The 25,157-nt window shown below is 72.1% G+C and carries 26 protein-coding genes and 1 pseudogene; 14 read left to right on the top strand and 13 right to left on the bottom strand.

Features of this window, described 5'->3' with window-relative positions; translation table 11 throughout:
• Positions 1-26 precede the first annotated feature (26 nt).
• From V1633_RS17185 to V1633_RS17175, 3 genes are all read left to right on the top strand, one after another.
• Complete coding sequence (locus V1633_RS17185; RefSeq protein WP_331215349.1) at positions 27-284, top strand: DivIVA domain-containing protein; 258 nt, start codon at positions 27-29, stop codon at positions 282-284.
• On the top strand, positions 281-487 hold the full coding sequence (locus V1633_RS17180; RefSeq protein WP_331215348.1) for a hypothetical protein: 207 nt from the start codon (positions 281-283) through the stop codon (positions 485-487). The genes V1633_RS17185 and V1633_RS17180 overlap by 4 nt, the downstream gene beginning before the upstream one ends.
• A gap of 136 nt (positions 488-623) precedes the next feature.
• Positions 624-2,480 (top strand): Hsp70 family protein, encoded by a 1,857-nt coding sequence (locus V1633_RS17175; RefSeq protein ID WP_331215347.1) that lies wholly within the window; start codon positions 624-626, stop codon positions 2,478-2,480.
• Between the two features lie 16 nt (positions 2,481-2,496).
• Here the strand turns inward: V1633_RS17175 and V1633_RS17170 are convergent, their stop codons facing one another.
• Entirely contained in the window at positions 2,497-3,150 is a 654-nt protein-coding gene (locus V1633_RS17170) for a flavin reductase family protein (protein WP_331215346.1), read from the bottom strand.
• A gap of 66 nt (positions 3,151-3,216) precedes the next feature.
• Between V1633_RS17170 and V1633_RS17165 the strand changes: the two genes are divergently transcribed.
• Complete coding sequence (locus tag V1633_RS17165) at positions 3,217-3,942, top strand: ArsR/SmtB family transcription factor (protein ID WP_331215345.1); 726 nt, start codon at positions 3,217-3,219, stop codon at positions 3,940-3,942.
• A gap of 16 nt (positions 3,943-3,958) precedes the next feature.
• On the opposite strand, the gene V1633_RS17160 is transcribed toward V1633_RS17165, so the two are convergent.
• Positions 3,959-4,600, bottom strand: a complete 642-nt coding sequence (locus tag V1633_RS17160) for a CGNR zinc finger domain-containing protein (RefSeq protein WP_331215344.1) — start codon at positions 4,598-4,600, stop codon at positions 3,959-3,961.
• A 64-nt stretch (positions 4,601-4,664) separates the two neighbouring features.
• Between V1633_RS17160 and V1633_RS17155 the strand changes: the two genes are divergently transcribed.
• Together V1633_RS17155 and V1633_RS17150 are read left to right on the top strand one after the other, a co-directional pair.
• Positions 4,665-5,429 carry a phosphodiesterase gene (locus V1633_RS17155; RefSeq protein WP_331215343.1) on the top strand — a complete coding sequence of 255 codons (765 nt, stop codon included), beginning with the start codon at positions 4,665-4,667 and terminating at the stop codon, positions 5,427-5,429.
• Entirely contained in the window at positions 5,429-6,127 is a 699-nt protein-coding gene (locus V1633_RS17150; RefSeq protein ID WP_331215342.1) for a LysE family translocator, read from the top strand. The genes V1633_RS17155 and V1633_RS17150 overlap by 1 nt, the downstream gene beginning before the upstream one ends.
• Positions 6,128-6,148: 21 nt before the next feature.
• Here the strand turns inward: V1633_RS17150 and V1633_RS17145 are convergent, their stop codons facing one another.
• The 5 genes from V1633_RS17145 to V1633_RS17125 all read right to left on the bottom strand — a co-directional run bounded on the left by V1633_RS17145 (position 6,149) and on the right by V1633_RS17125 (position 11,987).
• Entirely contained in the window at positions 6,149-7,141 is a 993-nt protein-coding gene (locus tag V1633_RS17145) for an ADP-ribosylglycohydrolase family protein (protein ID WP_331215341.1), read from the bottom strand.
• A gap of 147 nt (positions 7,142-7,288) precedes the next feature.
• Positions 7,289-7,948 (bottom strand): M15 family metallopeptidase, encoded by a 660-nt coding sequence (locus V1633_RS17140; RefSeq protein ID WP_331215340.1) that lies wholly within the window; start codon positions 7,946-7,948, stop codon positions 7,289-7,291.
• Positions 7,945-10,188 (bottom strand): pyridoxal-phosphate dependent enzyme, encoded by a 2,244-nt coding sequence (locus tag V1633_RS17135; RefSeq protein WP_331215339.1) that lies wholly within the window; start codon positions 10,186-10,188, stop codon positions 7,945-7,947. Before V1633_RS17135 ends, V1633_RS17140 begins: the two co-directional genes overlap by 4 nt.
• 68 nt (positions 10,189-10,256) lie before the next feature.
• Complete coding sequence (locus tag V1633_RS17130; protein ID WP_331215338.1) at positions 10,257-11,324, bottom strand: sensor histidine kinase; 1,068 nt, start codon at positions 11,322-11,324, stop codon at positions 10,257-10,259.
• A gap of 3 nt (positions 11,325-11,327) precedes the next feature.
• Positions 11,328-11,987: a response regulator transcription factor gene (locus V1633_RS17125; RefSeq protein ID WP_331215337.1), complete on the bottom strand. Its 660-nt coding sequence runs from the start codon at positions 11,985-11,987 to the stop codon at positions 11,328-11,330.
• A gap of 404 nt (positions 11,988-12,391) precedes the next feature.
• Here V1633_RS17125 and V1633_RS17120 point away from each other — a divergent pair.
• Positions 12,392-12,736, top strand: a pseudogene (locus tag V1633_RS17120) (VOC family protein); the annotation flags it as partial.
• A 164-nt stretch (positions 12,737-12,900) separates the two neighbouring features.
• Here the strand turns inward: V1633_RS17120 and V1633_RS17115 are convergent.
• Positions 12,901-13,488: a DinB family protein gene (locus tag V1633_RS17115; protein ID WP_331215336.1), complete on the bottom strand. Its 588-nt coding sequence runs from the start codon at positions 13,486-13,488 to the stop codon at positions 12,901-12,903.
• Positions 13,489-13,614: 126 nt separating this feature from the next.
• On the opposite strand from V1633_RS17115, the gene V1633_RS17110 reads away from it, so the two are divergent.
• Both V1633_RS17110 and V1633_RS17105 read left to right on the top strand, forming a co-directional pair.
• On the top strand, positions 13,615-14,199 hold the full coding sequence (locus V1633_RS17110) for a PadR family transcriptional regulator (RefSeq protein WP_331215335.1): 585 nt from the start codon (positions 13,615-13,617) through the stop codon (positions 14,197-14,199).
• Positions 14,196-15,206, top strand: a complete 1,011-nt coding sequence (locus V1633_RS17105) for a hypothetical protein (RefSeq protein WP_331215334.1) — start codon at positions 14,196-14,198, stop codon at positions 15,204-15,206. Before V1633_RS17110 ends, V1633_RS17105 begins: the two co-directional genes overlap by 4 nt.
• On the opposite strand, the gene pdxR is transcribed toward V1633_RS17105, so the two are convergent.
• Entirely contained in the window at positions 15,190-16,605 is a 1,416-nt protein-coding gene (gene pdxR / locus V1633_RS17100) for a MocR-like pyridoxine biosynthesis transcription factor PdxR (RefSeq protein ID WP_331215333.1), read from the bottom strand. The two genes, V1633_RS17105 and pdxR, sit on opposite strands and share 17 nt — an antisense overlap.
• A 47-nt stretch (positions 16,606-16,652) precedes the next feature.
• On the opposite strand from pdxR, the gene V1633_RS17095 reads away from it, so the two are divergent.
• Positions 16,653-17,594: an aldo/keto reductase gene (locus V1633_RS17095; protein WP_331215332.1), complete on the top strand. Its 942-nt coding sequence runs from the start codon at positions 16,653-16,655 to the stop codon at positions 17,592-17,594.
• Between the two features lie 67 nt (positions 17,595-17,661).
• Here V1633_RS17095 and V1633_RS17090 read toward each other — a convergent pair whose 3' ends face one another.
• The 4 genes from V1633_RS17090 to V1633_RS17075 form a co-directional block, all read right to left on the bottom strand.
• The gene (locus tag V1633_RS17090) at positions 17,662-18,321 is read right to left on the bottom strand and encodes a response regulator transcription factor (protein WP_331215331.1); all 660 of its coding nucleotides are present in this window, start codon (positions 18,319-18,321) and stop codon (positions 17,662-17,664) included.
• Positions 18,318-19,472 (bottom strand): sensor histidine kinase, encoded by a 1,155-nt coding sequence (locus V1633_RS17085; RefSeq protein ID WP_331215330.1) that lies wholly within the window; start codon positions 19,470-19,472, stop codon positions 18,318-18,320. Before V1633_RS17085 ends, V1633_RS17090 begins: the two co-directional genes overlap by 4 nt.
• Positions 19,469-20,323, bottom strand: a complete 855-nt coding sequence (locus tag V1633_RS17080) for a CPBP family intramembrane glutamic endopeptidase (protein WP_331215329.1) — start codon at positions 20,321-20,323, stop codon at positions 19,469-19,471. The genes V1633_RS17085 and V1633_RS17080 overlap by 4 nt, the downstream gene beginning before the upstream one ends.
• A gap of 316 nt (positions 20,324-20,639) precedes the next feature.
• On the bottom strand, positions 20,640-21,218 hold the full coding sequence (locus V1633_RS17075) for a molybdopterin-binding protein (RefSeq protein ID WP_331215328.1): 579 nt from the start codon (positions 21,216-21,218) through the stop codon (positions 20,640-20,642).
• Between V1633_RS17075 and V1633_RS17070 the strand changes: the two genes are divergently transcribed.
• From V1633_RS17070 to V1633_RS17055, 4 genes are all read left to right on the top strand, one after another.
• Positions 21,217-21,831 (top strand): ABC transporter ATP-binding protein, encoded by a 615-nt coding sequence (locus V1633_RS17070; protein WP_331215327.1) that lies wholly within the window; start codon positions 21,217-21,219, stop codon positions 21,829-21,831. The two genes, V1633_RS17075 and V1633_RS17070, sit on opposite strands and share 2 nt — an antisense overlap.
• 1 nt (position 21,832) lies before the next feature.
• Positions 21,833-23,611: an FtsX-like permease family protein gene (locus V1633_RS17065; protein WP_331215326.1), complete on the top strand. Its 1,779-nt coding sequence runs from the start codon at positions 21,833-21,835 to the stop codon at positions 23,609-23,611.
• A gap of 127 nt (positions 23,612-23,738) precedes the next feature.
• Complete coding sequence (locus V1633_RS17060; protein ID WP_331215325.1) at positions 23,739-24,356, top strand: GNAT family N-acetyltransferase; 618 nt, start codon at positions 23,739-23,741, stop codon at positions 24,354-24,356.
• 7 nt (positions 24,357-24,363) lie between these two features.
• Complete coding sequence (locus tag V1633_RS17055) at positions 24,364-24,933, top strand: GNAT family N-acetyltransferase (protein WP_331215472.1); 570 nt, start codon at positions 24,364-24,366, stop codon at positions 24,931-24,933.
• Positions 24,934-25,157: the final 224 nt, after the last annotated feature.

Genomic DNA, 25,157 nt, shown 5'->3' with positions numbered 1-25,157 from the left:
AGATCGCAGGGAGAGGCAGGTACGCGATGCTGGGGGCGCTCTATCCGAGGCTCGACCCGAGCCGGATCCGCTCCGTACGGTTCAGCCGCCGGTCGTGGCGACGCGGCCTCGACCCCGACGAGGTGTACGGCTTCCTCGACCGGATGGCCGACGAGGTCGAGTTGCTGTGCCGGGACGTACGGGTGGCCCGCGACGACGCCGACCGGGTGAAGAACGCGCTGCGCAACTGGCAGACCCGTAACGCCCGGGCGGTCGACAACCGGTGGCGGGGCGATCGACGATGACCGACCCCGCACGGCAGCGGGTCACGGCGGCGGTCGAGGTGTCGGACGAGATGGCGGCCCACTTCCGGGAAACCCTGCTGGCCCACGCAAACGACCCGGAAACCGGGGTCTGCGTACGCTGCGGCGAGAGCCGGTGCGCCGAGTGGCGGTGGGCGTACGAGCGGCTCGTCCTCGCCGGCCGGCACACCGACCTGAAGCGTTGAGCACACCGTCCCGAAGGACTGAGCACACCGTCCCGAAGCGTTGAGCACACCGACCTGCGACCGCCGCAGAACGGACGACAGAGGGCGGACGATCAGCCACCACGTCGAAGGGCGCGGCTCCCGTACGGTGAGGGGCGTGAGTGGAGCGGGCGCGCGCCTCGGCATCGACTTCGGGACGTACCACACGGTGGCGGTGCTCGCCCTGCCCGGCCGGGAGCCCCGACCGATGCTGTTCGACGGTTCACCGCTGCTCCGGTCGGCGGTCTGCGCCGACCCCGACCACCGGCTGCTGGTCGGCCAGGACGCACTGCACACCGGGCTGTCTCTGCCCCAGTCGTTCGAGCCGCATCCGAAGCTCTGTGTCGACGACCGGACCGTGCTGCTCGGCGAGCGGGAGGTCACCGTCGAGGACCTCTTCGCCGCACCGCTGCACCGGGTGGCGAGCCAGGCCCGGCTGGTCACCACCGAGCCGGTCACCGAGGCGGTGCTGACCTTCCCTGCCGCCTGGGGTACGCAGCGCCGGACAACCCTGCTGACGGCGGCACGGCAGGTGCTGCCCACGGTACGACTGGTCGCCGAGCCGGTCGCCGCCGCGCACTTCTTCGTCGAGGTGGCCGGCCGGGACCTGCCGGTGGGGCGGTGCGCCGTCGTGTACGACTTCGGCGCCGGCACCTTCGACGTCACCGTCGTACGCCGCACCGGCGACGGGTACGAGGTCCTCGCGACCGAGGGGCTCGCCGACTGTGGTGGGCTGGACATCGACGCCGCCATCGTGGCGCGGCTGGGCACCACGATCGGTGGCCGTGACGAGCCACTGTGGAACCGCTTGTCCCAGCCGACCACCACCTCCGACCGACGGGCACGTCAGCAACTCTGGGCCAACGTACGGGCCGGCAAGGAGATGCTGTCCCGCAGCACCTCGACCATGATCCACGTGCCGCTCTTCGACCTGGAGATGCCGCTCGGCCGGGAGGAACTCGAGGAACTCGCCGAACCGGTCGTCGCCCGTACGGTGGAGACCACCCGGATGGTGCTCGCCCGGACCGAGGGCGCGGCGTCCGCGCTCGCGGCGGTCTTCCTCTCCGGCGGCTCCAGCCGGATGCCGGCCGTCGCCTCCGCCCTGCACCGGGCACTGGAGATCGCCCCGAGCGTGGTGGAACAGCCGGAACTGGTGGTGGCCGAGGGCAGCCTGCGAACCCGGTCGGACGGCCCGGCCGCCGACACCATGCACGCCGGGACGATGCCGACCGTCCACACCCAGGTCGACGGACCTGTCCCCGTCGGCCGGTTGCTCCCCGTCGGCGGACCGGCGGGCGGGCCGGCGGCGGGCACCGGGGCACGGCCGACGAACGCCGGTTCGCCCGTCGGTTGGGTGGCCGGGGCGTGGCGGCACCGACGGGCCCGGTTCGTCGGCGTCATGGTCGCGGCGGTCGGTCTGCTCGGCGCGGTCACCGTCACCGCCGCCCTCGCCAACGGCGAAGAGCCCGGCCAGGGTACGAAGCTCCTCGCCGGGCCGCTGCCCAGCGTCTCCGCGACCGCGTCGCCCACTCCGGTCGTCACCCCGAGCGTGACGGCGGCGGGGGTGGACAGCTGCCTGGTCGGGGTGTGGCGGGCGGTGAGTTCCCAGTCGATCAACAAGATCGACGGCCGGGACGTGCAGTTCAGCGGCGACGGCGGCACCATCCAGACGTACACCGCCGACGGCCGGGTGAAACTGGACTTCACCAAGGACAAGGGCGACACCGCGACCGTCAACGGCGTGAAGTGGCGGCAGGAGACCCGGGGCACCGCGACCGCCAACGTCTACCACCGCAACGGCATCGAGTACGTCAGCAGCGTGCGGGCCAAGGGGACGGTGACGCTCTACCGGGGCAACAGTCGCAACAACCGGGTTCCGCTGACACTGATCCTGGAGCCGACCGAGTACATCTGCGTCGGCGACACGATGCGGTTCTTCGGCAACGGCTCCAGCGAGTGGGTACGGGTCCGCTGACGTACGCCACCCCGGTTCAGTACGCCGGATGCGGGGTCTCGGTCCGGAAGCTCTGACCCAGTTCCGCGCCCAGGCCGAAGTAGTGCCGGAAGTTGTAGATCAGGGGCTGCCAGGCGGCCGGGTCGACGTGCTGGGTGCCGGGCACCACGATCCGCCGGTCGGCGTGCACCCGGCAGACCTCGGCCTCCACGATCAGGAACCAACCGGCGATCGCCAGGTGTACGGAGACGGCGCGGGCCTCCAACTGGATCGGGCAGTCCGCGACCCGGGGCGGCCGGACCAGCTCCGACGGGACGGGCCGCAGTCCCGCCGCCGCGAACTTCGCCGGCTCGTACCGGAAGGTGTCCTGCTTGTGCTCCGGCACGGGATCCCGCCCGGTCAGCGGGGCGAGGCGTTCGACCGCCGTCCACTGCTCCGGTCCCGGCAGGTTGATCACCAGCTCGGGCCGGTCGCGCAGGTTCCGCGCGGTCTGCCCCTCGGCTCCGAGCCCGAGGACCACCACCTGGCCGAGCGCCCAGGCCGACGAGATCGGGGCGAGGTTGGCGGTGCCGTCGGGGTTTTCGGTGCTCACCAGCACCACGGGGGTGCCGAAGTACAGGATCCGGGGTCGGATGGCCAGATGGGTGTCCGACGGCTCGGATGCCGGATCTTCGCAGCTCAGCACGGTCATGCCGGGGACCGTAGCCACCGGACGTTTTGTTGCCGGCCGAAGTGTCCGGCGGGCACCATGGCGACGGTGAGCAGCGTCGACCGTCAGGTCCCCGAGGGCGCGACCGGGCTGGCCGCACTGGCCGGCCTGCTCGCCGACCGCACCCGGGCGGCGTTCTGCCTGGCGCTGCTGGACGGCCGGGCCTGGACCGCCACCGAACTGGCCCGGCACGCCGGGGTCGCGCCGTCGACCGCGACCGGTCACCTGCACCAGCTCGTCGACGGCGGGCTGCTGGTCGAGGAGCGCCAGGGACGTCACCGGTACGTCCGGCTGGCCGGCCCGGAGACCGCGGAACTGATCGAGACGCTGACCGCCGCCGTACCGGTCGGGACCGCGCCGGTCCGGTCACTGGCCGCCGCCAGCCGGCGCCGGGCGCTCGCCCACGCCCGAACCTGCTACGACCACCTCGCCGGAACGCTCGGGGTGGCGGTCACCGACGCGATGACCGGGTACGGCTACCTGGCCTGGGAACGCGGGCTGACCCTGACCGACCGGGGTACGAGCTGGCTGGCCGGGCTCGGGATCCGGGCGGAACCCTCCCGGCGGGTCCCGGTCCGGTCCTGCCTCGACTGGACCGAACGTCGTCCGCATCTCGGCGGTGCGGTGGGCGCCGCCCTCTGCCGGCACGCCTTCGAGGCGGGCTGGATCGGCCGGATCGGCACCGGCCGGGCGGTCGCGGTCACGGCGGCGGGTCGCCGGGCGTTCCGGGAGCACCTGGCCCTGCCCGACCGGGTACTCACTCCGGCCCGCTGACGCGCGGCCCGGCCCGTCAGCCGACCGGCTCCGCCGGGTTGGCCCGGTGCCGCTCGTAGTGCCGGGCCGCCCGGGCCCGGTTGGCGCAGGACGTCTTGCAGAACTCCTGACGTCCGTGCTCCCGGAGGAAGTAGCGCACGCAGCGGGGGGCCGTACAGGCCCGCAGGTCCGGGCGGCGTGGACCGGACAGCAGGTTCATGGTGTCCCGGGCGACGGCCGCGACCAGCCGGGCGGTCGGGTCGGTCACCGCGGAGGGGTTGTCGACCAGGGGCTCGCCGCCGTCCGGCCAGTCGAGCCGGGGGGTGACCGGGGCCCGGGCCGCCGCCGCGTTGAGCCGGTCAAGGGCCTGGTCGAGCGGGAGCAGTCGATGTGCGTCGGCCGGACTCGGCGGGCCGGGGCGGACCGCGTACGCGAAGAGGGCCCGGACCGCCTGACGCAGCGCGACCATCTCCGACCAGCTCGCCCCGTCGGCGCCGAATCCGGCCGCCCACCCGTCACCGGTCTGCGCGCCGGGGGCCGGCGCGGCCCGGTCGAGCAGGTCGGCATGGTCGTGGACCCAGGTGGTCAGCCCGTCGACCTCGGCCAGGTCGTCGGCCACTCCGCCGTGACCGTCGTGTCGGATGGTGCTGGCCAGCGCCAGCCCCAGGTACTTGTGCACACGCCAGAGCCTACGTTAGCGTCCCTAACGCTTATCATTCTTTTTACCGTTAGAACGGGGCATCATGCTGCTGCTCGCACAGATCAGCGACCTGCATCTCGACGGCACCGAACGGGCCACCGCCCGGGCCCGACGGGTGACCGACCACCTGCGCGCCCTGCCCACACCGGTCGACGCCCTCCTGGTCACCGGCGACATCGCCGACCACGGCGACCCAGCCGAGTACGAGGAGGCCGCCGCGCTGCTCGACCTCCCGTTCCCGGTACTGACCTGTCCGGGCAACCACGACGAGCGGACCGCCTACCGCAAGGTGCTGCTCGGCGAACCCGACCCCGGCCCCGGCAGCGGTGGGGCGGCCGGCACCGGACCGGTCAACCGGCTGCACGTGGTCGGCGACACCGCGATCCTGATGTGCGACTCCACCATCCCCGGCCGCGACGAAGGGCTGCTCGATGCCGAGACCGTCAGCTGGCTCGGCCGCACCCTCGACGAGGTCGGAGAGATGCCGGCGCTGGTCGCCTTCCACCAGCCGCCGGTGACGCTGCACCATCCGCTGCCCGACCAGCACCAGCTACGCAACCAGGACGAGTTCGCCGCCCTGCTCGCCGACCGGCCGAACGTGGTCGCGGTGCTCACCGGGCACGCGCACACCGCGGCCAGCACCTGGTTCGCCGGGCGACCGCTGGTGGTCGGCCCGGCGGTCACCTGGACCCTCCGGATGCCCTGGGAAGGTGAGCGGGTCGCCGACCGGGACGCGCCGCCCGCGCTCGCGTACCACGTCCTCGACGACACGGGACGGCTCACCACCCACTTCCGGGTGCTGGTCTGATGCCCCCCGCAGCCGCCGTCGCCGGTTTCCTGGTGGCGGTCCTGCCGCTGATCGCCACCCCCGGCGCCAGCCTCACCCTGCTCACCAACCGGGTGCTGCCGAACGGGCCGGCCAGCGGCCTGCCGGTCATCCTCGGCACCGCCACCGGCCTGTACGTGCACGCGGGACTCGCCGCAGCCGGGCTCTCCGCCGTGGTGATGCACTCCAGTCAGCTCTTCACCGCCGTCCGGCTCGCCGGTGCGGCGTACCTGGTGGTCCTCGGATGCTGGCTCTGGCGCACCGGGCGGGACGATGCCGACGCCAACCCGCCCCGGCACCACCGGTCAGCGGTCCCGGCGGGATCCGGGCCGGTCGGCAGCCGTCGCCGGTCCGCCCGTGTCCTGCACTCGGCGTACGGCCAGGCCCGGCACTCGGCGTACGGCCAGGCGCTGCTCGGCAACGTACTGAACCCGAAGGCAGCGTCGATCTTCCTCACCCTGGTGCCGCAGTTCGTCGACGCTCGGCGACCCGTGGTGGCGCAGATCCTCGTCCTCGCCACCGCTCAGATGCTGCTGGTCACCGCCTGGCTGCTCGGCTGGACCGTATTGCTCGTCCGGGCCGGCCGGATGGTCCGCTCGCCCGGCTTCGTGCGGGCGAGCCGCCGGGTCACCGCCGCGGTCCTGGTCGCCCTCGGCATCCGGGCCGCCATCGCCCGCTGAGCCCGGGACGGCCCGGGCCGGTCAGGAAGACCGGCCGCTGAACGCGTCCGCCGCCGCGAGGAACTCCTCACCGAACTGGAGTTTCGAACGCCACCGTTCCGGGATGGCGGAGACCCCGTCCCGGATGCCGAGCAGCCCGCCCGCGATCGCGGCGTTGGTGTCGGTGTCGCCGCCGAGGTGCGCGATGTCGATCACCACGTCCGGCAGGGGACGGGGATCGAGCAGGGCCGCCACGCCCAGACTGAGCGAGTCCAGGACGTAACCCCGGCCGCCGTTGGCCAGGTACGTCTCACCGGTACGCACCGCCTCGGCGGGCTGCAACCGCCGCCCGTACGCGATCGCGTCCGCCACCTCGTTGCCGCCCAACCGGTCCGCGACCTCGCGGCCGACCGTGACCGCCTGATCCGGGCTGGCGTCGGCGAGCAGCGCGGCGGCGATCTCGTTGTACGCCGCGCACGAGATGGTGCAGCGCGCGTCGTCGTGGGTGATCGCGGAGATCTCCATCGACTCCCGGATCCGCCGCTCCTGGTCGGACACCACAAGCGCGGTCGGCAGGCAACGCATCAGCGAACCGTTGCCGGCCTGCCCGCTCCCGGCGCCGGCCCGGCGCGGGTCCTCCATCTGCTGGTAACGACGCAGCCCGGTCATGGTCGCCCCGCCGAAGTCGTGCGGACGGCTGCCCGGTTCCCGGCCCGGCCACTCGCCCACCCACCACTTGACCATGTGGTCCGCCGCCGCCCGCACCACGTCGTCGCCGGGGTCGAGGTACGCCAGCACCACGGCCCGCATCAGGTCGGTGTCGTCGGTGGCCTGCCCGGCCGGCCAGTTCAGCTTGCCGCCGCCGACGATCTCCCGGATGCCGTCCGGATACCGCTCCCGGATCTCCGACCACGACATGAACTCGGCGGTCGCGCCGAGCGAGTCACCGGCGTGCACCCCGAGGAGTCCGCCGGCGATCCGGTCCCATCGCCGCCGCAGCCCCAGGTCCTCGGTCGCCGTCGAGTATTCGCCCATCCGGCCATCATGCCGAACCGCGCCCGCCGTCCGCTGCCCCGGCCCACCGTCGCTCAGCCACGCGGCGTCCGCCGGTAGCGCGCCTTCCCACTGGTCGTCTGGAGAATCCTCGCCGGGCCAGGCCCATCGATGCTCGTGCCCCGCGCGTCAACCGGCCGCCGGGGTGATCTCCCGCAGTGGCCCGTACCGGGTGTGGTCGGCCCCGGTCACCAGCGCCCAGTAACGGTCGCCGTACGACCAGTGCCACCACTCGGTCGGATAGTTCACCAGGCCGGCCCCGCTCAGCGCGTCCACCATGATCTGCCGGTTCCGCCGGGCCTCCGCGGAAATCGTGTCGGCCGCCGTGAAGCAGGCGTTGCCACTCGCCTCCGGCGTCGCGTCGATCTCGGTACCCATGTCCAGCTCGACACCGTCGGAGGTGCACAGTGTCAGGTCGACCGCACCGCCGGTGCTGTGCGGCGCCACCTCGACCGGCGAGACGAACTTGCTGGTCTCCCGGTGCAGCCGCTCGTCCGACCAGGACGGGTGCAGCCGACGCAACTCGTCCCGGTAGCCGGTGAAGATGCCGAGCTGGGCGGCGTACGGCCGGTAGCCCTCGACCACCAGCAGCCGCAGTCCGGCCGGCAGGGTCGCCTGGGCGGTCAGCAACCGGTCCGCCACCGCCCGGCGCACCCGGGCGTACCCGCCCGCCGGGTCGGCCGCCCGGGTGTCGAGCCGCAACCCGGGTACGGTCCGCAGGTCGACCAGCGGATCACCGTCCTCGACGGAGGGTACGGCCGCGACCCGGGGATCGGAGAGCAGGATCATGCCGCCCTCCCGCCGGCCTCGGTGACCTCGCGCAGCCGCTCGGTGGTCAACCGGGCGACCACGTCCGGCTCGGCGTTGCCGCCGGTCAGCACGATCCCGATGGTCCGGTGCGCGCCGGTGGCCCCGATCCGCAGCGCCCCGGCCAGCGAGGCCGCCCCGGACGGCTCGGCCAGCACCTTCAGATGCAGCAGAATGAGCCGGAACGCGTCGGCGATCGCGTCGTCGTCGACCCGTACCACCTCGCTGAGTGCGGTCCGCAGGATGCCGAAGGGCAGTTCGCCGACACAGGACGGGCGCAGGCCGTCGGCGAGGGTCGGTGCCGGGGTGACGGAGACCCGTCGACCGGCCGCCAGGCTCCGGGCCAGCGAGTCGTTGCCGACCGGCTCCACGCCGTACACCTCGATCGGGCGTCCGGCGGCGGCCAGGCAGGCCCCGGCCGCGCCGCCACCACCGCCGACCGGCAGGACGAGCGCGTCCAGCGGGGTGCCGGCGCGTTCGGCCTCCTCGATGAGTTCACGGCTCGCACTGCCCTGACCGGCGATGACGTCCGGATGGTCGTAGGCGTCGATGACCGGGTGTCCGGTCGAGTCGCTGATCCGGCGGGCCACCGCGGTCCGCTGTTCGACGGTGGTGCCGACCAGCACCACCCGCGCGCCGGCCTCCTCGGCCCGGGCGATCTTGCCCGGGGCCGCGTCCACCGGCAGCACCACCGTCGCGGCGAGCCCGTACCGGCGGGCGGCGATCGCCACCGCCACCGCGTGGTTCCCGGTGCTCTGCGCGACCACTCCGGTGTGCCCGCCGGCCGCCGCGATCCGGCCGACCGCCAGCAGCGCGCCCCGGAGCTTGTAGGAGCCGCCGGTCTGCAGGTTCTCCGCCTTCACCAGCACCCGGGCACCGACGAGCCGGTCGAGCGCCGGCGAGTGCAGCACCGGTGTCCGGACCACCTGTCCGGACAGCCAGCGGGCCGCCGCCTCCACGTCCGCCGAGGTGGGCGGCACGGTCACCGGCCCGGCGGGGCCGACCGGCCGGGGAAGGACCAGCGTCGGGTCGGGGTCGTCGGGTCGTGGTGCCATCGGAACTCCTTTGTCGCTGTCTGGTTCGCCGGTCCGGTCCGGTCCGGTCGGCCGCGCCGACGCCGCTCCCCGCCGCCGGCCGGGCAACGCGAAGAGCCAGTTGGCGTGGATCGCCGTCAGCCCGTGGTGCACGGCCAGGCAGACCACCAGCAGGACGGCGGTCAGCACGATCGGGTACTCGACCGCGACCACGAACTGGCCGGCGGTGCCGAGTTCGGAGAGCGGGCCGACGAGGAACCGGTCCACCACGGCCAGCAGGGGCATGTGGATGAGATAGATCGGCAGGGTCTGCCGGCCGAGTGCGCTGAGCGGCTCGGCGACCCGCCGCCACCGGGTCGCCCGCACGGCGGCGGTGACTCCGAAGGCCACCGCCAGGATCGACACCAGGAGCCAGACCCCGAACCACTGTTCGGCACCGGCCACGGCCATCGCGGTCGCCGCACCGGCGTACCCGACGAAGGTCAGCAGCAGCCGTCGGTTCGTCGCGGTGGCCGCCCAGCGCTGGACGTACGGCTTGAGATAGAGGCCGCCGAGGAAGAAGACCAGGTTCTGGTAGAGGCCGCCCCGGTTGCCGGGGGTGGCGAGCAGGCCGGCGGCGGTGACCATGGAGAGGATCGCGGCGGCGGCCAGCACCACCGGCCACGGAATCCGGCGTACGGCCTTGGCGAACGTGAAGTAGAGCGCGAGGGCGTACAGGTACCAGAGGTTGGACGGGGTGACGGTGAGCTGTTCCAGCAGCCCGGACAGGGACGTCGCCCGGTCGGTCGGCAGTCCCGGGGCGGCGGCGAAGACCGTGGTGTGGATGAGCAGCCAGAGCGCGTACAGGTAGAGGAAGAAGGCGATCCGGGAACGGGCGGCGACCCGCCACGGCCGGGCCAGGGCGTTCGCCGCGAAGACACCGGAGATGGTGAAGAACAGCGGCATCCGCAGCGGCAGGAGCTGCTCCCCCAGCTTCCCCCAGACACCTGGCAGCGGTACGTCGAGATGCCAGTCGATCCGCAGGTAGTGCTTGACCACGACGTGCCAGAGCACGACGAGGATGATGCAGGCGCCCTTCGCCACGTCCGCCCACTCGGCACGTTGCCCGGTCGGCTGTGCCGCCGCGGCGTTGCCGCCGGTGTCGGCACCGCTCGAGCCCGCCGCAGGACGAGTGTGGATCAAAGTCACAATTCTCCCTAACACGGAGTGCGGTACAGCCAGGTCGGTCGGAAACGGAACCGGGATCGGGCTTGGGGTCAGGTCAGGTCCGGTAGCCGGACCTCCACCCGCAGCCCTTCCGGACCGGCGGGCGTCGCCGAGATGACCCCGTCGTGCGCCTGGGTGATGGACCGGGCGATGGTGAGCCCGAGCCCGGCCCCGCCACCGTGGGCGAGCCGGTCCCCGGTGAGCCGGCGGAACGGTTCGAAGAGTCCGGCCACCGCCTCGGCCGGCACCCGCGGACCGGTGTTGGTCACGGTCAACGCCGGTTCCCGGGCCACCGTGACGTCGACCGTCCCGCCCGGCCGGTTGTACTTGATGGCGTTCTCCACCAGGTTCGTCACCAGCCGCTCCAGCAGCACCCGCTCGCCGACCACCACCCGGGGCGTGAGGTGGCCGGTGACGACCAGTTCGGCGGCCCGGGCCCGGTCCTGGTACGCGGTGATCACTTCGGCGACGATCTCGTCGAGTCGCTCCGGATTGCGCGACCGCAGGCCCTGGTCGCTCTCGCTCAGCGCGAGCAGCCCCTCGATGAGTCGCTCGTTGCGCTCGTTCGTCTGGAGCAACTGGGCGGTGAGCAGCTCGACCTGGTCGTTGGTCAGCGGCTGCGCCATGCCGACCTCGATCAACGTACGCTGCACCGCCAACGGGGTACGCAGTTCGTGCGAGGCGTTCGCGGCGAACCGCCGCTGTCCCTCGTACCCGGCGGCGATCCGTTCCATCATCTGGTCGATGGCGCCGGAGAGTTGCGCCAGTTCGTCCCGGCCGGTCGCCCGGACCCGGTAGCCGAGGTTCTGCGGGCCGACGTGCGAGATCGACTCGGCGAGGTGGCGAAGCGGACGCAGCACCCACCGGCCCGCGAGCCCGAAGGCCAGCAGCACGAGCAGGGCCACCCCGACCAGCAGCCCGGCCCCGAAGAGGTTGAAGTTCGCGGCCACCTGGTCGCAGACCGGCTGTACCCCGGTGATCTGCACGTCGCACAGCTCGCGCAGCGGCCACAGCCAGTTGAACAGGTGCCCGGTCAGCAGCGGCAGGTTGTAGCCGACGAACAGCGCCGCCACGCAGAGCAGCAGGATCCGCCAGCGTGGGGCCGAGGTCCACCGCACCGGTCAGACCCCGATCCGGTAGCCGGCCCGGGGCACGGTCTGGATCACCTGCGGCTGGCCGAGTTTCTTGCGCAGCGTCATCACGGTGACCCGGACCACGTTGGTGAACGGGTCGGCGAACTCGTCCCAGGCCTGTTCCAGCAGCTCCTCGGCGCTGACCACCCGACCCGCGGCCCGCATCAGCACGTGCAGCACGGCGAACTCCTTCGGACTCAGCGGCACCGGCCGGCCGTCCCGGGTCACCTCGTGCCGGCCCTCGTCCAGGACGATGCCGTGCTGCTCCAGCACCGGCGGTACGGCCGGCGCCGACCGACGGCCCAGCGCCTGCACCCGGGCGACCAGTTCGGCGAAGGCGAACGGCTTGGTGAGGTAGTCGTCGGCACCGAGACCGAGCCCCTCGACCCGGTCCCGGATCCCGGCCGCCGCGGTCAGCATCAGCACCCTGGTCCCGGCGTCGGAGCCGGCGATCGAGCGGCAGACCTCGTCACCGGTACGGCCCGGCATGTCCCGGTCGAGGACGGCGACGTCGTACCGGTGCACGCTGACCCGCTCCCACGCGGCGTCGCCGTCGTAGCAGACGTCGACCGCCATCGCGAGCCGGCGCAGCCCCTGGGCGACCATGTCCGCCAACAGCCGCTCGTCGTCGGCGACCAGCACTCGCACCGCCTCTCCCTCCGCCGTCTCCTCCGTTGTCCCGTCACCGTGCCAGCCGGGAGTTAAGGGTTCTGTAAGGGCGTACGCCCGCACCGGACCGCCACCGCGCGGCGGTTGTCCCGGACGCCAGCCACCCAGTGTTGCCGGATCTGCGGCGACCTGCCTGTTGTGTGCACGCGGTCACGCGCAGTCGACACCAGGCAGGGACGAAATGGGATGGAACGGAAAACTTCGCGTGCGAACCACCCGGCGCCGCACCTTCCGAGGAGTCAACATCTGCGGCAACCGTCACAGGTGACTGCGAGTGTGCCGCCGTTCGCTCGTTCGGGGGGCCGCCGCGCCGCCGATGTTAGGTTCGCCGGCATGACTTCGCGCAGTACCTCAACATCGACCTGCGCCACGCCGGCGTCACAGTGTCCCTGAGTCGGCGCGACATCGCGCTGGCCCGGCGGATCTCGGCCGCTGCCAGGGAACTGGACATCCCCGCCGACCCGACCGCCGTGCAGCTCGTCAACGTCACCCTCGACACACTCGTCGGCGCGGACGTACTGCCGTTCTGGCGGGCCCTGCTGGGCTACCACCAGATCGGCGACGACTACCTGGCCGACCCGGCGCGGCGCGGCCCGGGTTTCGGGTTGCAGCAGATGGGCGTGGTGCGCCCACAACGCAACCGCATGCACCTCGACGTCGCCGTCCCGCACGATCAAGCCGAGGCCCGCATCGCCGCCGCCCTGGCCGCCGGAGGTCACCTGGTCACCGACGCGCACGCGCCGAAGTGGTGGGTCTTGGCCGACGCCGAGGGCAACGAGGCGTGCGTCGCCACCTGGGTTGGCCGCGAGCAGGCGGACCAGCCTGCGGAAGCGGCCGAGACCGGGGTGCCGCGTGCTTGGGACGTAGACCCGGTCCTGCCGTACGCGTCGGATCAACCAGCACGATCCGACCCGCGGGCCGCCGCCTTGGCAGCCCGCTCGATCTTCGCCCGGTGGGCCTGGCGGGCCACCGTGTCGATCTGCTCCTCGTACCCGGCCGCCACCCCGGTCTGGCCGTCGAGCTGCTCGCGCAGGATGTCGGCGTGTCCGGCATGCCGGGTGGTGTCGTTGAGGACGTGGACCATGATGTTGAACAGTTTCACGTCGGGGCGCGGCCACCACGGCACGTGGCCGGGAGCGTCGATGGGAAGCTCTTCGATCGTCGCGTCCGCGTGTGCCCAGGCACGCCGGTAGAAGCCGATGATCTGTTCGCGGGTCTCGTCCTGGGTCACCCACAGGTCGCCGCCATCCGAGTCCTGCCACCGGGGCAGCGGCTCCGGGAACGGGCGGTCGAAGATCTCGCCGAGGTACCTGGCCTCCCAGGTCGCCAGGTGTTTGACCAGGCCGAGGAGGTTGGTCCCGGTCGTTGTCAGGGGCCGTCGGATGTCGTACTCGGAGAGACCGTCGAGCTTCCAGACCAGCGCCTGACGGGTGAACCGCAGTTCGTCGTGCAGGTACTCCTTCGCGAAATCATCGATCACGGAGAACGAGCCTGCCATGCGACGGCAGGAGGGGCAGCCCTGGTGTTCACCGCATCGTGACTGGCCCTTGTCTCGGGTGCCCGATTCGATCTTGCGATTAGACGTATACGTCTATAGGTTGTCCTGGTGCCTCTGAACGCGTCACGGAACAGCCTGGTGTTGCCGATACTCGGACTCCTGCTCGAACAGCCGGCGCACGGCTACGACATCACCACGCGCCTACGCGAGCGATACGGACACCTCCCGGTCACCCGCAGCACGGTCACGTCCCTGCTGAAGGCGCTGGAGAGGGCAGGCCTGGTCTCCTCCCGGCTTCCCGAGCGAGTGGGCAACCGGCCACCACGTACGACCTACGAGTTGACCACCGCAGGTCTCGCCGACATCCGCCGCAAGGTCGAGGCCGGGGTACGCGACACCCCCGCCGCGTCCGTGGACCTCGTCATGGCGGTCGCCTACGTCGGAGTTCTCCCGACCGACCAGGCCGCGTCCATCCTGCACGGTCGAGCCGACCGGCTCGACCGGGAACTGACTGTCCTCTCGGAACTGATCGACGGCGACGTGCCCGAGGTGCACATGCTCGAAGTCGCCTACTGGCGCAGCATCGTCGCCGCCGAAGTCACCTGGATCAGAACCCTGGTACAGCGGATCCGGTCACACGAGATCGGTTGGCCAACCCAGCGAACCGAGCAAGACGGGAGTGCAGAAGCGTGAAGTTCGGTATCTATCCGGGCGGGCGGGCCGGCACGCTCTGCTCCCACCCGTCCGACGTCGCCGCGATCCGCCGCCTCGTCGACGACCTCTCCGGCGGCCGCCCGTTCGTCATCCGCGAGTACCTGCACTTCTTCGGCGACGCGACCCCACCGGACGTCGTCACCTCACTCGGCGCCGAACACGAGCTCGCCCACCTCACGATGCCCGACGAGTGGTACGTCGAGGGAAACCGCGAGCTGGACCTCGTGGTCAGCTACATCCCGCAGGTTGCCGACGTCTCCGGATGGCTGGCCTTCCTCGACACCGTCATCGACCGCTACGGTCACCTGACGCGCTACCTCCAGGTGACACTTGAGCCGAACTTCCCCATCCCGCTCATCGACGGAAGTGCACCCGGCGTACTGGAAGCCCTGGCCCTCGGCATCCCGCACGCACGCGCCGCACTCGACCGGCGGGGCCTCCGGCACGTGCGGATCGGCTTCTCCGTCGCCGAACCACCGGAATGGTTGGGCGGCGACGACCAGTTCTGGTCGTACCTCTCCTCGGTCCCGTACCACGACTTCGCGGCCCACGTCGACTACGTCGGCCTGGGCCTGTACCCCGACGCCTTCTCGCCCGTCGCCCCACGGGGCAACCCGGGAGACACCGCATCCCTCACCGCGCACGCCCTGCACCACCTGCGGGGCGAATCGCTGCCCCGCGCGCACATCCCGCCCAGCACTCCCCTGCACATCGCGGAGAACGGCACCCCGAGCGGGTCACCGCGCACCGAGCAGACGCAGTGCGACTCACTGACGGACATGCTCGGCGTCATCCTCGCCGAACAGGAGTCTCTGAACATCACCCACTACGAACTGTTCAGCCTCAGGGACGCCGACAGCGGTTCCACGGAACCGACCGGGACACTGGGCATCGTCACCGACACCTACCGGCCCAAGCCCGCATTCGCCGTCTACCGCGACATCGTCCGCGGCACTGGCCAGTTGCCCGTCACCCGGCATCCCTGAGCGTGCTACGGAGCAGCGCGACCGCCGGCGCGATCTCGGCGTCGCCCACGTTGCCGTAGCCGATGACCAGCGCGGGAGAGCCGGCCCGTCCCGACCGGTACGTGTCGAGGTCCGCCAGCCGTAGCCCGGCCGCCGCCGCGTCCGCGACCACCCTCGCGGTGTCGGTGCCGTCCGGCAGATGCAGCAGGATGTGCAGGCCGGCGGCGGTGCCGGCGACCCGACCGGCGGGCAGCTGGGCGGCGAGTTCCCGAACGAGAAGATCACGGCGGGTCCGGAACCGTCGCCGGGCCGCCCGCAGGTGGGTGTCGTACCAGCCACGGTCGATGAACGTGGCCAGGGCGAGCTGGTCCAGCACCGGCGGCGGTGCCGCGACGACGTTCGCCTCCCGCAGCGCCCGGGTCAGCGGCGACGGCGCGACCAGCCAGCCGAGGCCGAGAGCGGGCGACAGTGTCTTGCTGACCGAGCCGAGGAGGAACACCCGCCGGGGATCCATCCCCTGCACCACCCCGATCGGGCGGCGGTCGTACCGGAACTCGGAGTCGTAGTCGTCCTCGATGACGTACCCGTCCACCGACCGGGCCCACCGCACCAGCTCGGCACGCCGCTGCGGGGAGAGCATCGCACCGGTCGGGAACTGGTGTGCCGCGCCGACGACGACGGCCCGGACCGTCGGGTGGCGCGACAGCACGTCGACCCGCAGGCCGTCGGTGTCCACCGGCACCGGACGTACCCGCAGGCCGGCGCTGGTCACCGCCGCCCGCAACCGCGCCCACCCCGGGTCCTCCACCGCCACCTCGACGATGCCCTCGGCCCGCAGGGCGCGGGCGGTACGGAACAGGCCGTCGGTGATGCCCGCGCAGACGGTCACCGATCCGGGCACCGTGTCGGCGCCCCGGGACCGCCGCAGGTACTCGGCGACCGTCCGGCGCAGCGTCGGATGACCGGACCGGCCGGGCGGGCCCAGGTCGTAGCGGACCGCCGAACCGGTGACCGCGTGGACCGCCTCCGACCAGCGCCGACGGGGGAAGGCCCGCAGGTCGGGCAGGCCGGGGCCGAGGTCGTACCGGACCGTTGTCCGGGTCGGGCCGGCCGCGTCCTGCCGGCGCGGCGACGTGACCTCCGGCGACCACGAGACCCGGGTCGCCGAACCGACCCGGGCGGAAAGGTACCCCTCGGCGAGGAGTTTGCCGTAGGCCTCCGTCACCACCCACCGCGAGCAGTCCAACTCCTCGGCGAGCGCCCGGCTCGGCGGTACGGCCGCCCCGGTGGCCAGCCGCCCGCTCCGGATCGCCGCCCGCAACGCCTGCGCCAGCCGCTCGTGCAGGGGCAGCCGCCCCGGCTGTCGGGGATCGACGTCCAGCAGTGTCGCCCAGGCGAAATTGGTCTGGGAATCAGCCATCGGATTGGAGCGTAACCACCATCCGATAACCGCCTAGGGTCACCCTCATGACGTACAACATCGCGCTCGGCGCCATGCTCTTCGGCACGGTCGTCGACCAGCAGCGGTCCTTCGAGATCCTGGACCGGTTCGTCGACGCCGGCGGCACCTGGATCGACACCGCCAACTGCTACGCCTTCTGGGAGCACCCCAGCGGTTTCGGCGGCCAGAGCGAGGAACTGCTCGGACGCTGGTTGGCCCGCCGCCCGGGGGTTCGCGACCGGGTGAGGATCAGCACCAAGGTGGGCTGCGAGCCGCTTGAGGCGGGCCGGTTCCCGGAGACGGCGGAGGGGCTCTCGGCGGCCGCGATCAAGAACGGCATCGAGGGCAGCCTGCGCCGGCTCGGCACCGACCACGTCGACCTGTACTGGGCACACAAGGAGGACCGCCGTACGCCGCTGGAGGAGACGGTGGGGGCCTTCGACGAACTCGTCCGCGCCGGTACGGTCGGCGCGCTCGGCTGTTCGAACTACGCGATCTGGCAGGTGGAGCGGGCCCGGAACATCGCCCGGACGAACGGCTGGACCGGGTTCAGCTTCCTGCAGCAGCACCACACCTACCTACGGCCGCGCCCCGGGACCCGACCCACCGTGGTCCACCGGTTCGGCATGGTCAGCGACGAGGGGGTCGACTACCTGGAGAGCCACCCCGACCTGGGACTCTGGGCCTACACCCCGTTGTTGAGCGGGCGGTACACCCGGGCCGACAAGCCCCTCCCACCGGAGTACGCGCACTCCGGCACCGAACGGCGTCTCGCGGTCCTCGACGAGATCGCCACCGAGACCGGTACGACCCGCAACCATGTGGTTCTCGCCTGGCTCACCGGCGGAGAACCCGCCGCCACTCCGATCGTCGGGGTGAGCACGGTCGCGCAGCTCGACGAGGCGCTCGCCGGGGTGGCGTTGGTGCTCACCCCCGACCAGCGCGGACGGCTCGACGCGGCCGCCTGACCCGACGACAACCCGGCGCCGCGTGCCACGGGGACGCGGCGCCGTCGTCGCCCACCCGGCCGGGAACTCAGGTCACCAGGCCCCGACGGTAGGCGTAGACCACCGCCTGCACCCGGTCGCGCAGGTCGAGCTTGGTGAGGATCCGCGACACGTACGTCTTCACCGTCTCCTGGCTGATCACCAGCGTGGCGGCGATCTCGCCGTTGGACAGGCCGTTCGCGATGAGCCGCAGCACCTCCAGTTCGCGGGGAGTCAACGCCACGTCGTCCGGCCCGCTGTCGGCGGGCCGGATCCGCGCCGCGTACCGGCCGACGAGTTGCCGGGTCACCTCGGGTGCCAACAGCGCGGCACCGGTCGCGACGGTGCGGATGCCGTGCAGCAGCTGCGCCGGCGGGGCGTCCTTGAGCAGGAAGCCGCTCGCCCCGGCGCGCAGCGCCTCGTACACGTACTCGTCGAGGTTGAACGTCGTCACGACGAGCACCTTCACCGGGTCGGCGACGCCGGCACCGGCCAGCAGGCGGGTCGCTCCGATGCCGTCGAGCACCGGCATCCGTACGTCCATCACGACCACGTCCGGTCGCAGCCGGTTGGCGAGGTCGACCGCGGCACGTCCGTCCCCGCACTCACCCACCACCTCAAGGTCGGGCTGCGCGTCGACGATCGTGGTGAATCCGGTACGGATCAACGCCTGGTCGTCACAGACCAGCACCCGGATCGGTGCGGTCACGAGGGAGTCCCGGTAGGGATGCGGGCCCGCACGACGAAGTCGCCACCCGCCTCCCGGCCCGCGCTGAACTCGCCACCGAGCACACCGACCCGTTCCCGGAGCCCGGCGAGCCCGCGCCCGCTGCCGCCCGGGGACGCGACGTGCGTGCCGGTGCCGTTGGTGCTGACCTCCACAGTGGTCTCCTTTCCGCCGTACCGGACGTGCACGGTGGTACGGCTGCCGTGGGCGTACTTGAGCGCGTTCGTCAACGCCTCCTGCACGACCCGGTAGGCGGCGACCTCGCCGCTGCCGGTCACCTCCGCCGGCCTGCCGTCCTCGGTGAACTCCACCGGTTGCCCGGCCTGCCGGGTCTGCTCCACGAGCGCCCGGAGCTCGCCGACGGTCGGCGTACGCGGCCCGGTGCCGTGGTCGGGGTTGAGCAGGTCGAGCAGGTGCCGCAGGTCGCTGATGGCCCGCCGACCGGTGTCGGTGACGGCGGTCAGCGTCCGGTCGAGGCGATCGGGCGCGGCGGTCAGGTAGCGGGCCGCCTCGGCCTGCACCACCATCGCCGTCACGTGGTGGGTCACGACGTCGTGGAGTTCGCGGGCGATACGGGTGCGTTCGGCGGTCCGGGTGGTCTCCGCGACCCGTTGCCGCCGGTCCGCCTCGGCCTGCCGGGTCAGCCGCAGCCAGGCCCCGACGCCCCAGGCGAGAGCCAGCATCAGGTAGAAGGTCCCGAACCCGAGCAGGCCCTCGGTCGCCCCGTGCCGGTGCAGCGCGAAGGCCAGTGGCACGTACGCGGCGGAGAGCAGGACCACGGTCGTACGCCGGTGGTGTTCCAGATGGGCGCCCGCGCTCAACAGTGCGAGGAAGAGCGCGGTGCCCGCGACCGTGTGGTACGCGCGGAGCTGGTCGATGGCGAAGCCGAGCGCCACCAGGGCGAGACAGACCGTCGGCCACCGTCGACGCACGACCAGCGGCAGACACTCCAGGGCGAGCACCACGACGGTCAGCCCGTCCATCGGACGGGTCGGCAGCTCGCCGAGCTGTGTACCCCGGTTGTGCAGGGCCGGCACCAGGGACGCGACGACGAGGAACAGTGCGAGCGGGAGATCCCGGACCGTGACGTCGGCACGCCGCCACAGCTCCGGGAATCTCCGGACGTCGATCACCGGGCGACTGTAGCGGTCGACGCGGCGCCGGTCGCCGGGCTGCCGGCCGCCCGGCGGCGACGGCGCGGGACGAGGTGACCCCGACGGTGGGCCAGCCACAGGAACACCAGGGTCAGCAGTACGCCCGCGCCCACCGTGTACAGGCTGCCCTCCGGTCCGAAGTCACCGCCGGTGACCAGGGTCGGACCCGAGATGGTGGCGTCCAGCAGACCTTTCGACTCGCCGTTGCCGGAGACCACGGCGCTGAAGATGCCGCCGGCGGCGAAGTTCCAGCCGAAGTGCAGTCCGATCGGCACCCAGAGGTTGCGGGTGGCGGCGTAGCAGGCGGCGAGCATGAACCCGGCCTCGATCGCGATGGCGGTCGCGCCCCACAGGGTGGCGTCCGGGTTGAGCATGTGCACCAGGCCGAAGAGCACGCCGGTCAGCAACAGCGCGATCCAGGTGCCGGTGCGTTCCTCGACGATGCGGAACAGCACACCACGGAAGAGCAGTTCCTCGGTCACGGCGGCGGCGGCCATGAACCCGAACAGCGCCACCGCGCCCGTCACCGAGCCGAGGCCGTGGACCTGGTAGCCGCCGAGGAAGGCGATGTTGAGGATGACGGCCCCGAACATCCCGGCCCCGATCAGCAGCCCCCGGGTGAGCCGGGCGACGGCACCGGCCCGGGCCACCTCGGTGGGCGCGCGGCGTTCGGTGCGCCGTACCACCCACGCGTAGACGAGTACCGCGAGCACGGCCGTCAGGACACCGACGACCAGGGTGAGCCAGGGGTCGCCCTGCACCGCCACGACGCCCTGACCGCCGACGAAGGCGACCGCCGCAACGGCCAGGAGCTGCTTCGACAGACGCATGGTGACTCCTTCGACGAGGGCCGCGACCGAGGCGTCGCGGCCACGTCGAACGCTATGGATTCCCCGGCCGGGAATCGTCACCGCACGGTGGACAGTCACGGGTAGCTCGCTCGGGGGACAGGGTCCCCGTGGGCCGAGCGTTCCCGCTGGTGGGCCTGGCCAGGTGGCCGCGGCCCACGGCGTCGTGTCGGACCGGCCCGGCACGCTCCCCGGGTCACCGGTGACCGATGCCGGTCAGCGCCTCGGGCTCCGCCGGTGAGCGGCAGGGTGCCGTCCACCGGCGGAGCCGTCGGGTCGATCAGTCCGGGCCGAACGGTCAGTCCGTCAGGCGGTACGCCCGGATGGTCGTCTGCCGCACGGTGTTGCCGGCGGTGTCGGTCGCGGATGCCCTCAGCGAGACGAACCCGGCACCGGTCGGGTGGGTGAGGACGGCGATCCGGTTCGGACCGGTACCGGTCACCCGGGCGGGCCGCCAGGTCCGGCCGTCGTCGTAGGAGACGTCGACGGTCAGGCTGGCGCATCCGGCCGGTTCCGCGCCGGCCTGGCGTTGCACCCGGACCGGGACGCGGAACTCCCGGCCCGCCGGTGCCGCGTTCCGCCCGTCGAGTTCGGGGGCGAACCGCACCGCCTGCACCGGCAGGTGTCGGGTCTGACCGTTGGCCGGCCGCCCGGACCGGAACGTCCAACTGGCGCTGACCCGGGTGGAGAGTTGGGCAGCCGCCGGGCGTTCCACCTCGACCGTGAAGCGGTAGTTCGCCGCCTCCGCGGGGACGTCGTAGTCGGCGCTGCTGCGGGCGCGCGGGGTGACCAGGTGGTACGGCGGAGGAAGCGCACTGGTCCGCGCGGTCGACGAGGTCGATCTGGACGTACCCGCCGGGCAGGCTGTCGCGATCATGGGCCCGAGCGGCTGCGGGAAGTCGACCCTGCTGCATCTGCTCGGCGGGCTGCAACGTCCCACCCACGGCGAGATCTGGCTGGCCGAGCACCGGATCGACGGAATGAGCGAACGCGGCCTGGCCCGGCTGCGGCGCCACCACGTCGGCTTCGTCTTCCAGTCCTTCCACCTGATGGACGAGTTGACCGCGGTGGAGAACGTCGAGATGGCCGCGTTGCTGGCCGGGCAGTCTCCCCGTCGGGCCCGACAACGTGCCCTGCGTCTGCTGGACCGGGTCGGGCTCGCCGACCGCGCCGGACACCTGCCGTCGGCGCTGTCCGGCGGGCAGCGCCAGCGGGTGGCCATCGCCCGCGCGTTGAGCAACGAGCCGCTGGTCGTACTGGCCGACGAACCGACCGGAAACCTGGACAGCGCGGCCACCCTGGAGGTTCTGCGGTTGTTCGAGGAGCTGCGTACGGCGGGGCAGACGCTGGTGGTGGTCACCCACGACCCACGGATCGCCGCCGTCGCCGACCGGGTGATCTCCATGCGTGACGGGTCGTTCGCCGACGACAACCGGCTCGTCGACACCACCAACGCCGGCACCGGCACGGTCTACGGCGGGTGGCGCTGACGTGGGCGGCCGTCTACTGCTGGTATGTCGGCTGCTGGTGCGGGACCTGCGCCGACGCCGCACGGAGACCGTACTGCTGCTGCTCGCGATCAGCGCCGCGACCGCGACGCTGACCCTCAGCCTCGCCCTGGACGGGGCCCTCACCCAGCCGTACGAGCGGACCCGGACCGCCACCGCGGGCCCCGACGTGGTGGCGACACCGAGCGCAGCCGGCCCGCGCGCTCTGGCCGCCCTCGCGCCGCTGACGACCGCGCCCGGCGTCACCGCACACAGCGGGCCGTACCCGATCGGCTATCTGATGCTGACCGCCCGCGGCAAGACCGTGCAGGCGGTCGTCCAGGGCCGGGACAACTCCCCGGCGGCACTCGACCGGCCCGCGGTGACCAACGGCACCTGGGTACGCCCCGGCGGCGTGGTCATCGAGCCCACCTTCGCCAACGCCCTCGGCGTACGCACCGGCGACACCGTCGACATCAACGGCCACCCGCTGCGGGTGGTCGGCACCGCTGTCACCGCCGCCAGGGCCGTCTACCCCCGCGCCGACTGGCGCTTCGGTCCGGGCAGCCCGCTGGTCCAAGCCGCCGGCCTGGCCTGGGTCGACAGCAGTCAGATCGGCGCGCTGGCCGGCGGCCGGCCGCTGTCGTACACGCTCAACCTGAGGTACGCCGACCCGCGCGTCAGCACCTCGTTCACGCACCTGAGCACGGGCGGGATCGAGTACACCAGTTGGGTGCAGATCGCCGAGGCCAACGGCAGGCTCGTCAAACGGGCGCACCTGGCCCTGCTGATCGGAAGCTGGCTGCTCACCGTGCTCGCGGTGGTCAGCGTCGCCAACATCGTCGCCGGCCGCGTCGCGGACCAACGTCGCCGGGTGGGACTCCTCAAGGCCGTCGGCGCCGGACCGGCCATGATCGCCGCCGTACACCTCGCCGAATACCTCGTCATCGGGCTCGCCGCCGCCGGCACCGGCCTGGCCGCCGGCTGGTTCGCCGCACCGGCGCTGACCAATCCCGGCGCCGGGCTCCTCGGCTCCACCGGCACCCATCCGCCCGCGCTGCGGGCCGTGGTCGCCGGCACCGCCCTCGCCATCGCCATCGCCGCCGTGGCGGCGCTGGCACCCGTGCTACGCGCCGCCACCACCGACACCGTCGACGCGTTGGCGAACGCCGCCACGCCACCCCGACGCCGCGGGTGGCGCGTCCGACTGTCCCGCCGAATGCCCACCGCCATCCTGATCGGGATCCGCGTCAACGCCCGTCGCCCCCGCCGCGCCCGTCTCGTCATGGTGAACACCCTGATCACCACAATCGGGCTCGCCGCCCTGCTCATGGGCCTGGCCCAGAACCGGCAGGTCAAACTCGGCGCCGCGCAACTGGCCAATCCGCAGAGTGCACGAACCCTCCAGGCCATGCTCCTCGTCGTCGTCGTACTCTGCGTCCTCGCGCTCATCAACGCCGTCGTGAGCACCTGGACCGCGGTTCTCGACGCCCGGCACCCCCTGGCCGTCGCCCGCACACTCGGCGCCACCCCCGAACAGGTGACCGTGGGCATGGCGGTGGCGCAGCTTCTTCCGGCGACACTCGGCGTCGCCCTCGGCGTCCCGGCCGGCATCGGGCTGAATCTGGTCACCACTCCGGGCAACCTCAGGTACCCACCCACCAGCTGGATGCTCGCCCTGGCACTCACGGTCCTGCTCACGGTCGCCGTACTCACCGCCATCCCCGCCCTGGCCGCCACCCGCCGCCCGGTCGTGGACGCCCTCCGGTCCACCCCGACCTGACAGCAACCGCGCACACCCGTACGGCGACGAACCACGGAGGGCGCGGGTGCACCCCGCCTGCGGCCGCTGCGCGTGACCTGCGGCAAACCCGCTCGCGGCGGCGGCCGCACGATGGAATCCTTGGCGCGTGCCCCAACCGATCTTGCGCACTGACCGTCTGCTGTTGGTTCCCCTCGCCGACCGGCACCTTGAGCTGGAGATCCAGCTCGACTCCGATCCGGAGGTGCTTCGCTACATCATCGGTCGGGCGCGATCCAGGGACGAGGTGGTCGAATCCCATTCGCAACGGTTGTCGTTGGCGCGCAAGGTGGACGGCCTCGGGTTCTGGATGGCGTTCGGGTCCGATGGCGGCGCGCCCGGCTCGACACCGCCGGCGCGTGAGGACGACGGCGAGTTCATCGGGCTCCTGATGCTCCCTCCGGCGCACGGCCCCGATCAGCCTGACGACCCGACCGTCACAGACCTGGGTTACCGCCTCCTCCGCCGGTACTGGCGCAAGGGCCTGGCCAGTGAGGCATCCCGCGCCCTGCTGCGGCATGCCTTCGACACGGTCGGGCAGCAGCGGGTGATCGCACAGGCCATGACCGTGAACGCCGGATCCCGAGGCGTGATGGAGGCCGTTGGCATGCGCTACGTCCGCACGTACTTCCCCACCTGGGATGCCCCACTACCCGGAGCCGACCTGGGCGAGGTCGAATACGAGATGACCCGGGCGATGTGGGAGGAGCTTCGTGGTACTCGCTGAGGCAGGGATGCGTGGCCACGGAGTGGAGTTGCGGCCACTGGACGAATCCCACGTGCCCGGCCTGGTCGAGGCCGCCCGCGACGGGAACCTCTGGGAACTGTTCTTCACGAGCGTCCCCACCCCCGACACGATGGGCGACACCGTCAGGCAATTCATCGCCGAGCGGTCCGCGGGCACCATGCAGCCCTTCGCGGTGTGCCTCTCCGGAACCGGCCGGGCGATCGGCGTGACCAGCCTGTGCCACGTCGATGCGGCCAACCGTCGCGCCGAGGTCGGCTACACCTGGTACGCGGCTTCCCGACAAGGCACCGGCGTCAACGCCGCCTGCAAGCTTCTGTTACTGACCCGCGCCTTCGACGACATGGGCTACATCGCGGTCGAATTCCGTACCCACTGGCTCAACCACCGCTCCCGGAGAGCGATCGAACGGCTCGGCGCCAAGCAGGACGGAATCCTACGCAGCCACCAGATCATGTCCGACGGATCAGTACGCGACACGGTCGTCTACTCGATCATCGCAAGCGAGTGGCCCGCCGTCCGCGCGGAACTCAACCGCCGCCTCACCACACTGAAATAGCCCCGCCACCCCAGCCGCCGCGCTCGCCCGCATCCACGTCGTCAACCTCGGTCCGAAGAAGCAGACCAGCACTCAGGCTGGTGGTAGCCGACCGTGACACCTTCGGGGGACGGGCGGGGTTCGGACGAGCTTTTTGGCAGACGTCGCGTTGAGGCACTCGGGTCTGATCGGTCCCCCTCATCCGCCGGGTATGAGAGCGGCGCTGATCGCCCGGCCGATGACCT

Source organism: Plantactinospora sonchi, assembly GCF_036422035.1.
Taxonomy (GTDB): Bacteria; Actinomycetota; Actinomycetes; order Mycobacteriales; family Micromonosporaceae; genus Plantactinospora; species Plantactinospora sonchi.
The sequence above is the reverse complement of the archived record's forward strand: the minus strand, read 5'-3'. Positions and strand labels throughout refer to the sequence as shown.

Bases quoted from the DNA above. Each gene is read 5' to 3' on its own strand.
- V1633_RS17055 (WP_331215472.1), top strand. From the start codon at position 24,364: ATGCGTGGCCACGGAGTGGAGTTGCGGCCACTGGACGAATCCCACGTG.
- V1633_RS17080 (WP_331215329.1), bottom strand. From the start codon at position 20,323: ATGCGTCTGTCGAAGCAGCTCCTGGCCGTTGCGGCGGTCGCCTTCGTC.
- V1633_RS17095 (WP_331215332.1), top strand. From the start codon at position 16,653: ATGACGTACAACATCGCGCTCGGCGCCATGCTCTTCGGCACGGTCGTC.
- V1633_RS17140 (WP_331215340.1), bottom strand. From the start codon at position 7,948: ATGATCCTGCTCTCCGATCCCCGGGTCGCGGCCGTACCCTCCGTCGAG.
- V1633_RS17185 (WP_331215349.1), top strand. From the start codon at position 27: ATGCTGGGGGCGCTCTATCCGAGGCTCGACCCGAGCCGGATCCGCTCC.
- V1633_RS17070 (WP_331215327.1), top strand. From the start codon at position 21,217: ATGGGCCCGAGCGGCTGCGGGAAGTCGACCCTGCTGCATCTGCTCGGC.
- V1633_RS17150 (WP_331215342.1), top strand. From the start codon at position 5,429: ATGCCCCCCGCAGCCGCCGTCGCCGGTTTCCTGGTGGCGGTCCTGCCG.
- pdxR (WP_331215333.1), bottom strand. From the start codon at position 16,605: ATGGCTGATTCCCAGACCAATTTCGCCTGGGCGACACTGCTGGACGTC.
- V1633_RS17155 (WP_331215343.1), top strand. From the start codon at position 4,665: ATGCTGCTGCTCGCACAGATCAGCGACCTGCATCTCGACGGCACCGAA.
- V1633_RS17075 (WP_331215328.1), bottom strand. From the start codon at position 21,218: ATGATCGCGACAGCCTGCCCGGCGGGTACGTCCAGATCGACCTCGTCG.
- V1633_RS17170 (WP_331215346.1), bottom strand. From the start codon at position 3,150: ATGACCGTGCTGAGCTGCGAAGATCCGGCATCCGAGCCGTCGGACACC.
- V1633_RS17180 (WP_331215348.1), top strand. From the start codon at position 281: ATGACCGACCCCGCACGGCAGCGGGTCACGGCGGCGGTCGAGGTGTCG.
- V1633_RS17145 (WP_331215341.1), bottom strand. From the start codon at position 7,141: ATGGGCGAATACTCGACGGCGACCGAGGACCTGGGGCTGCGGCGGCGA.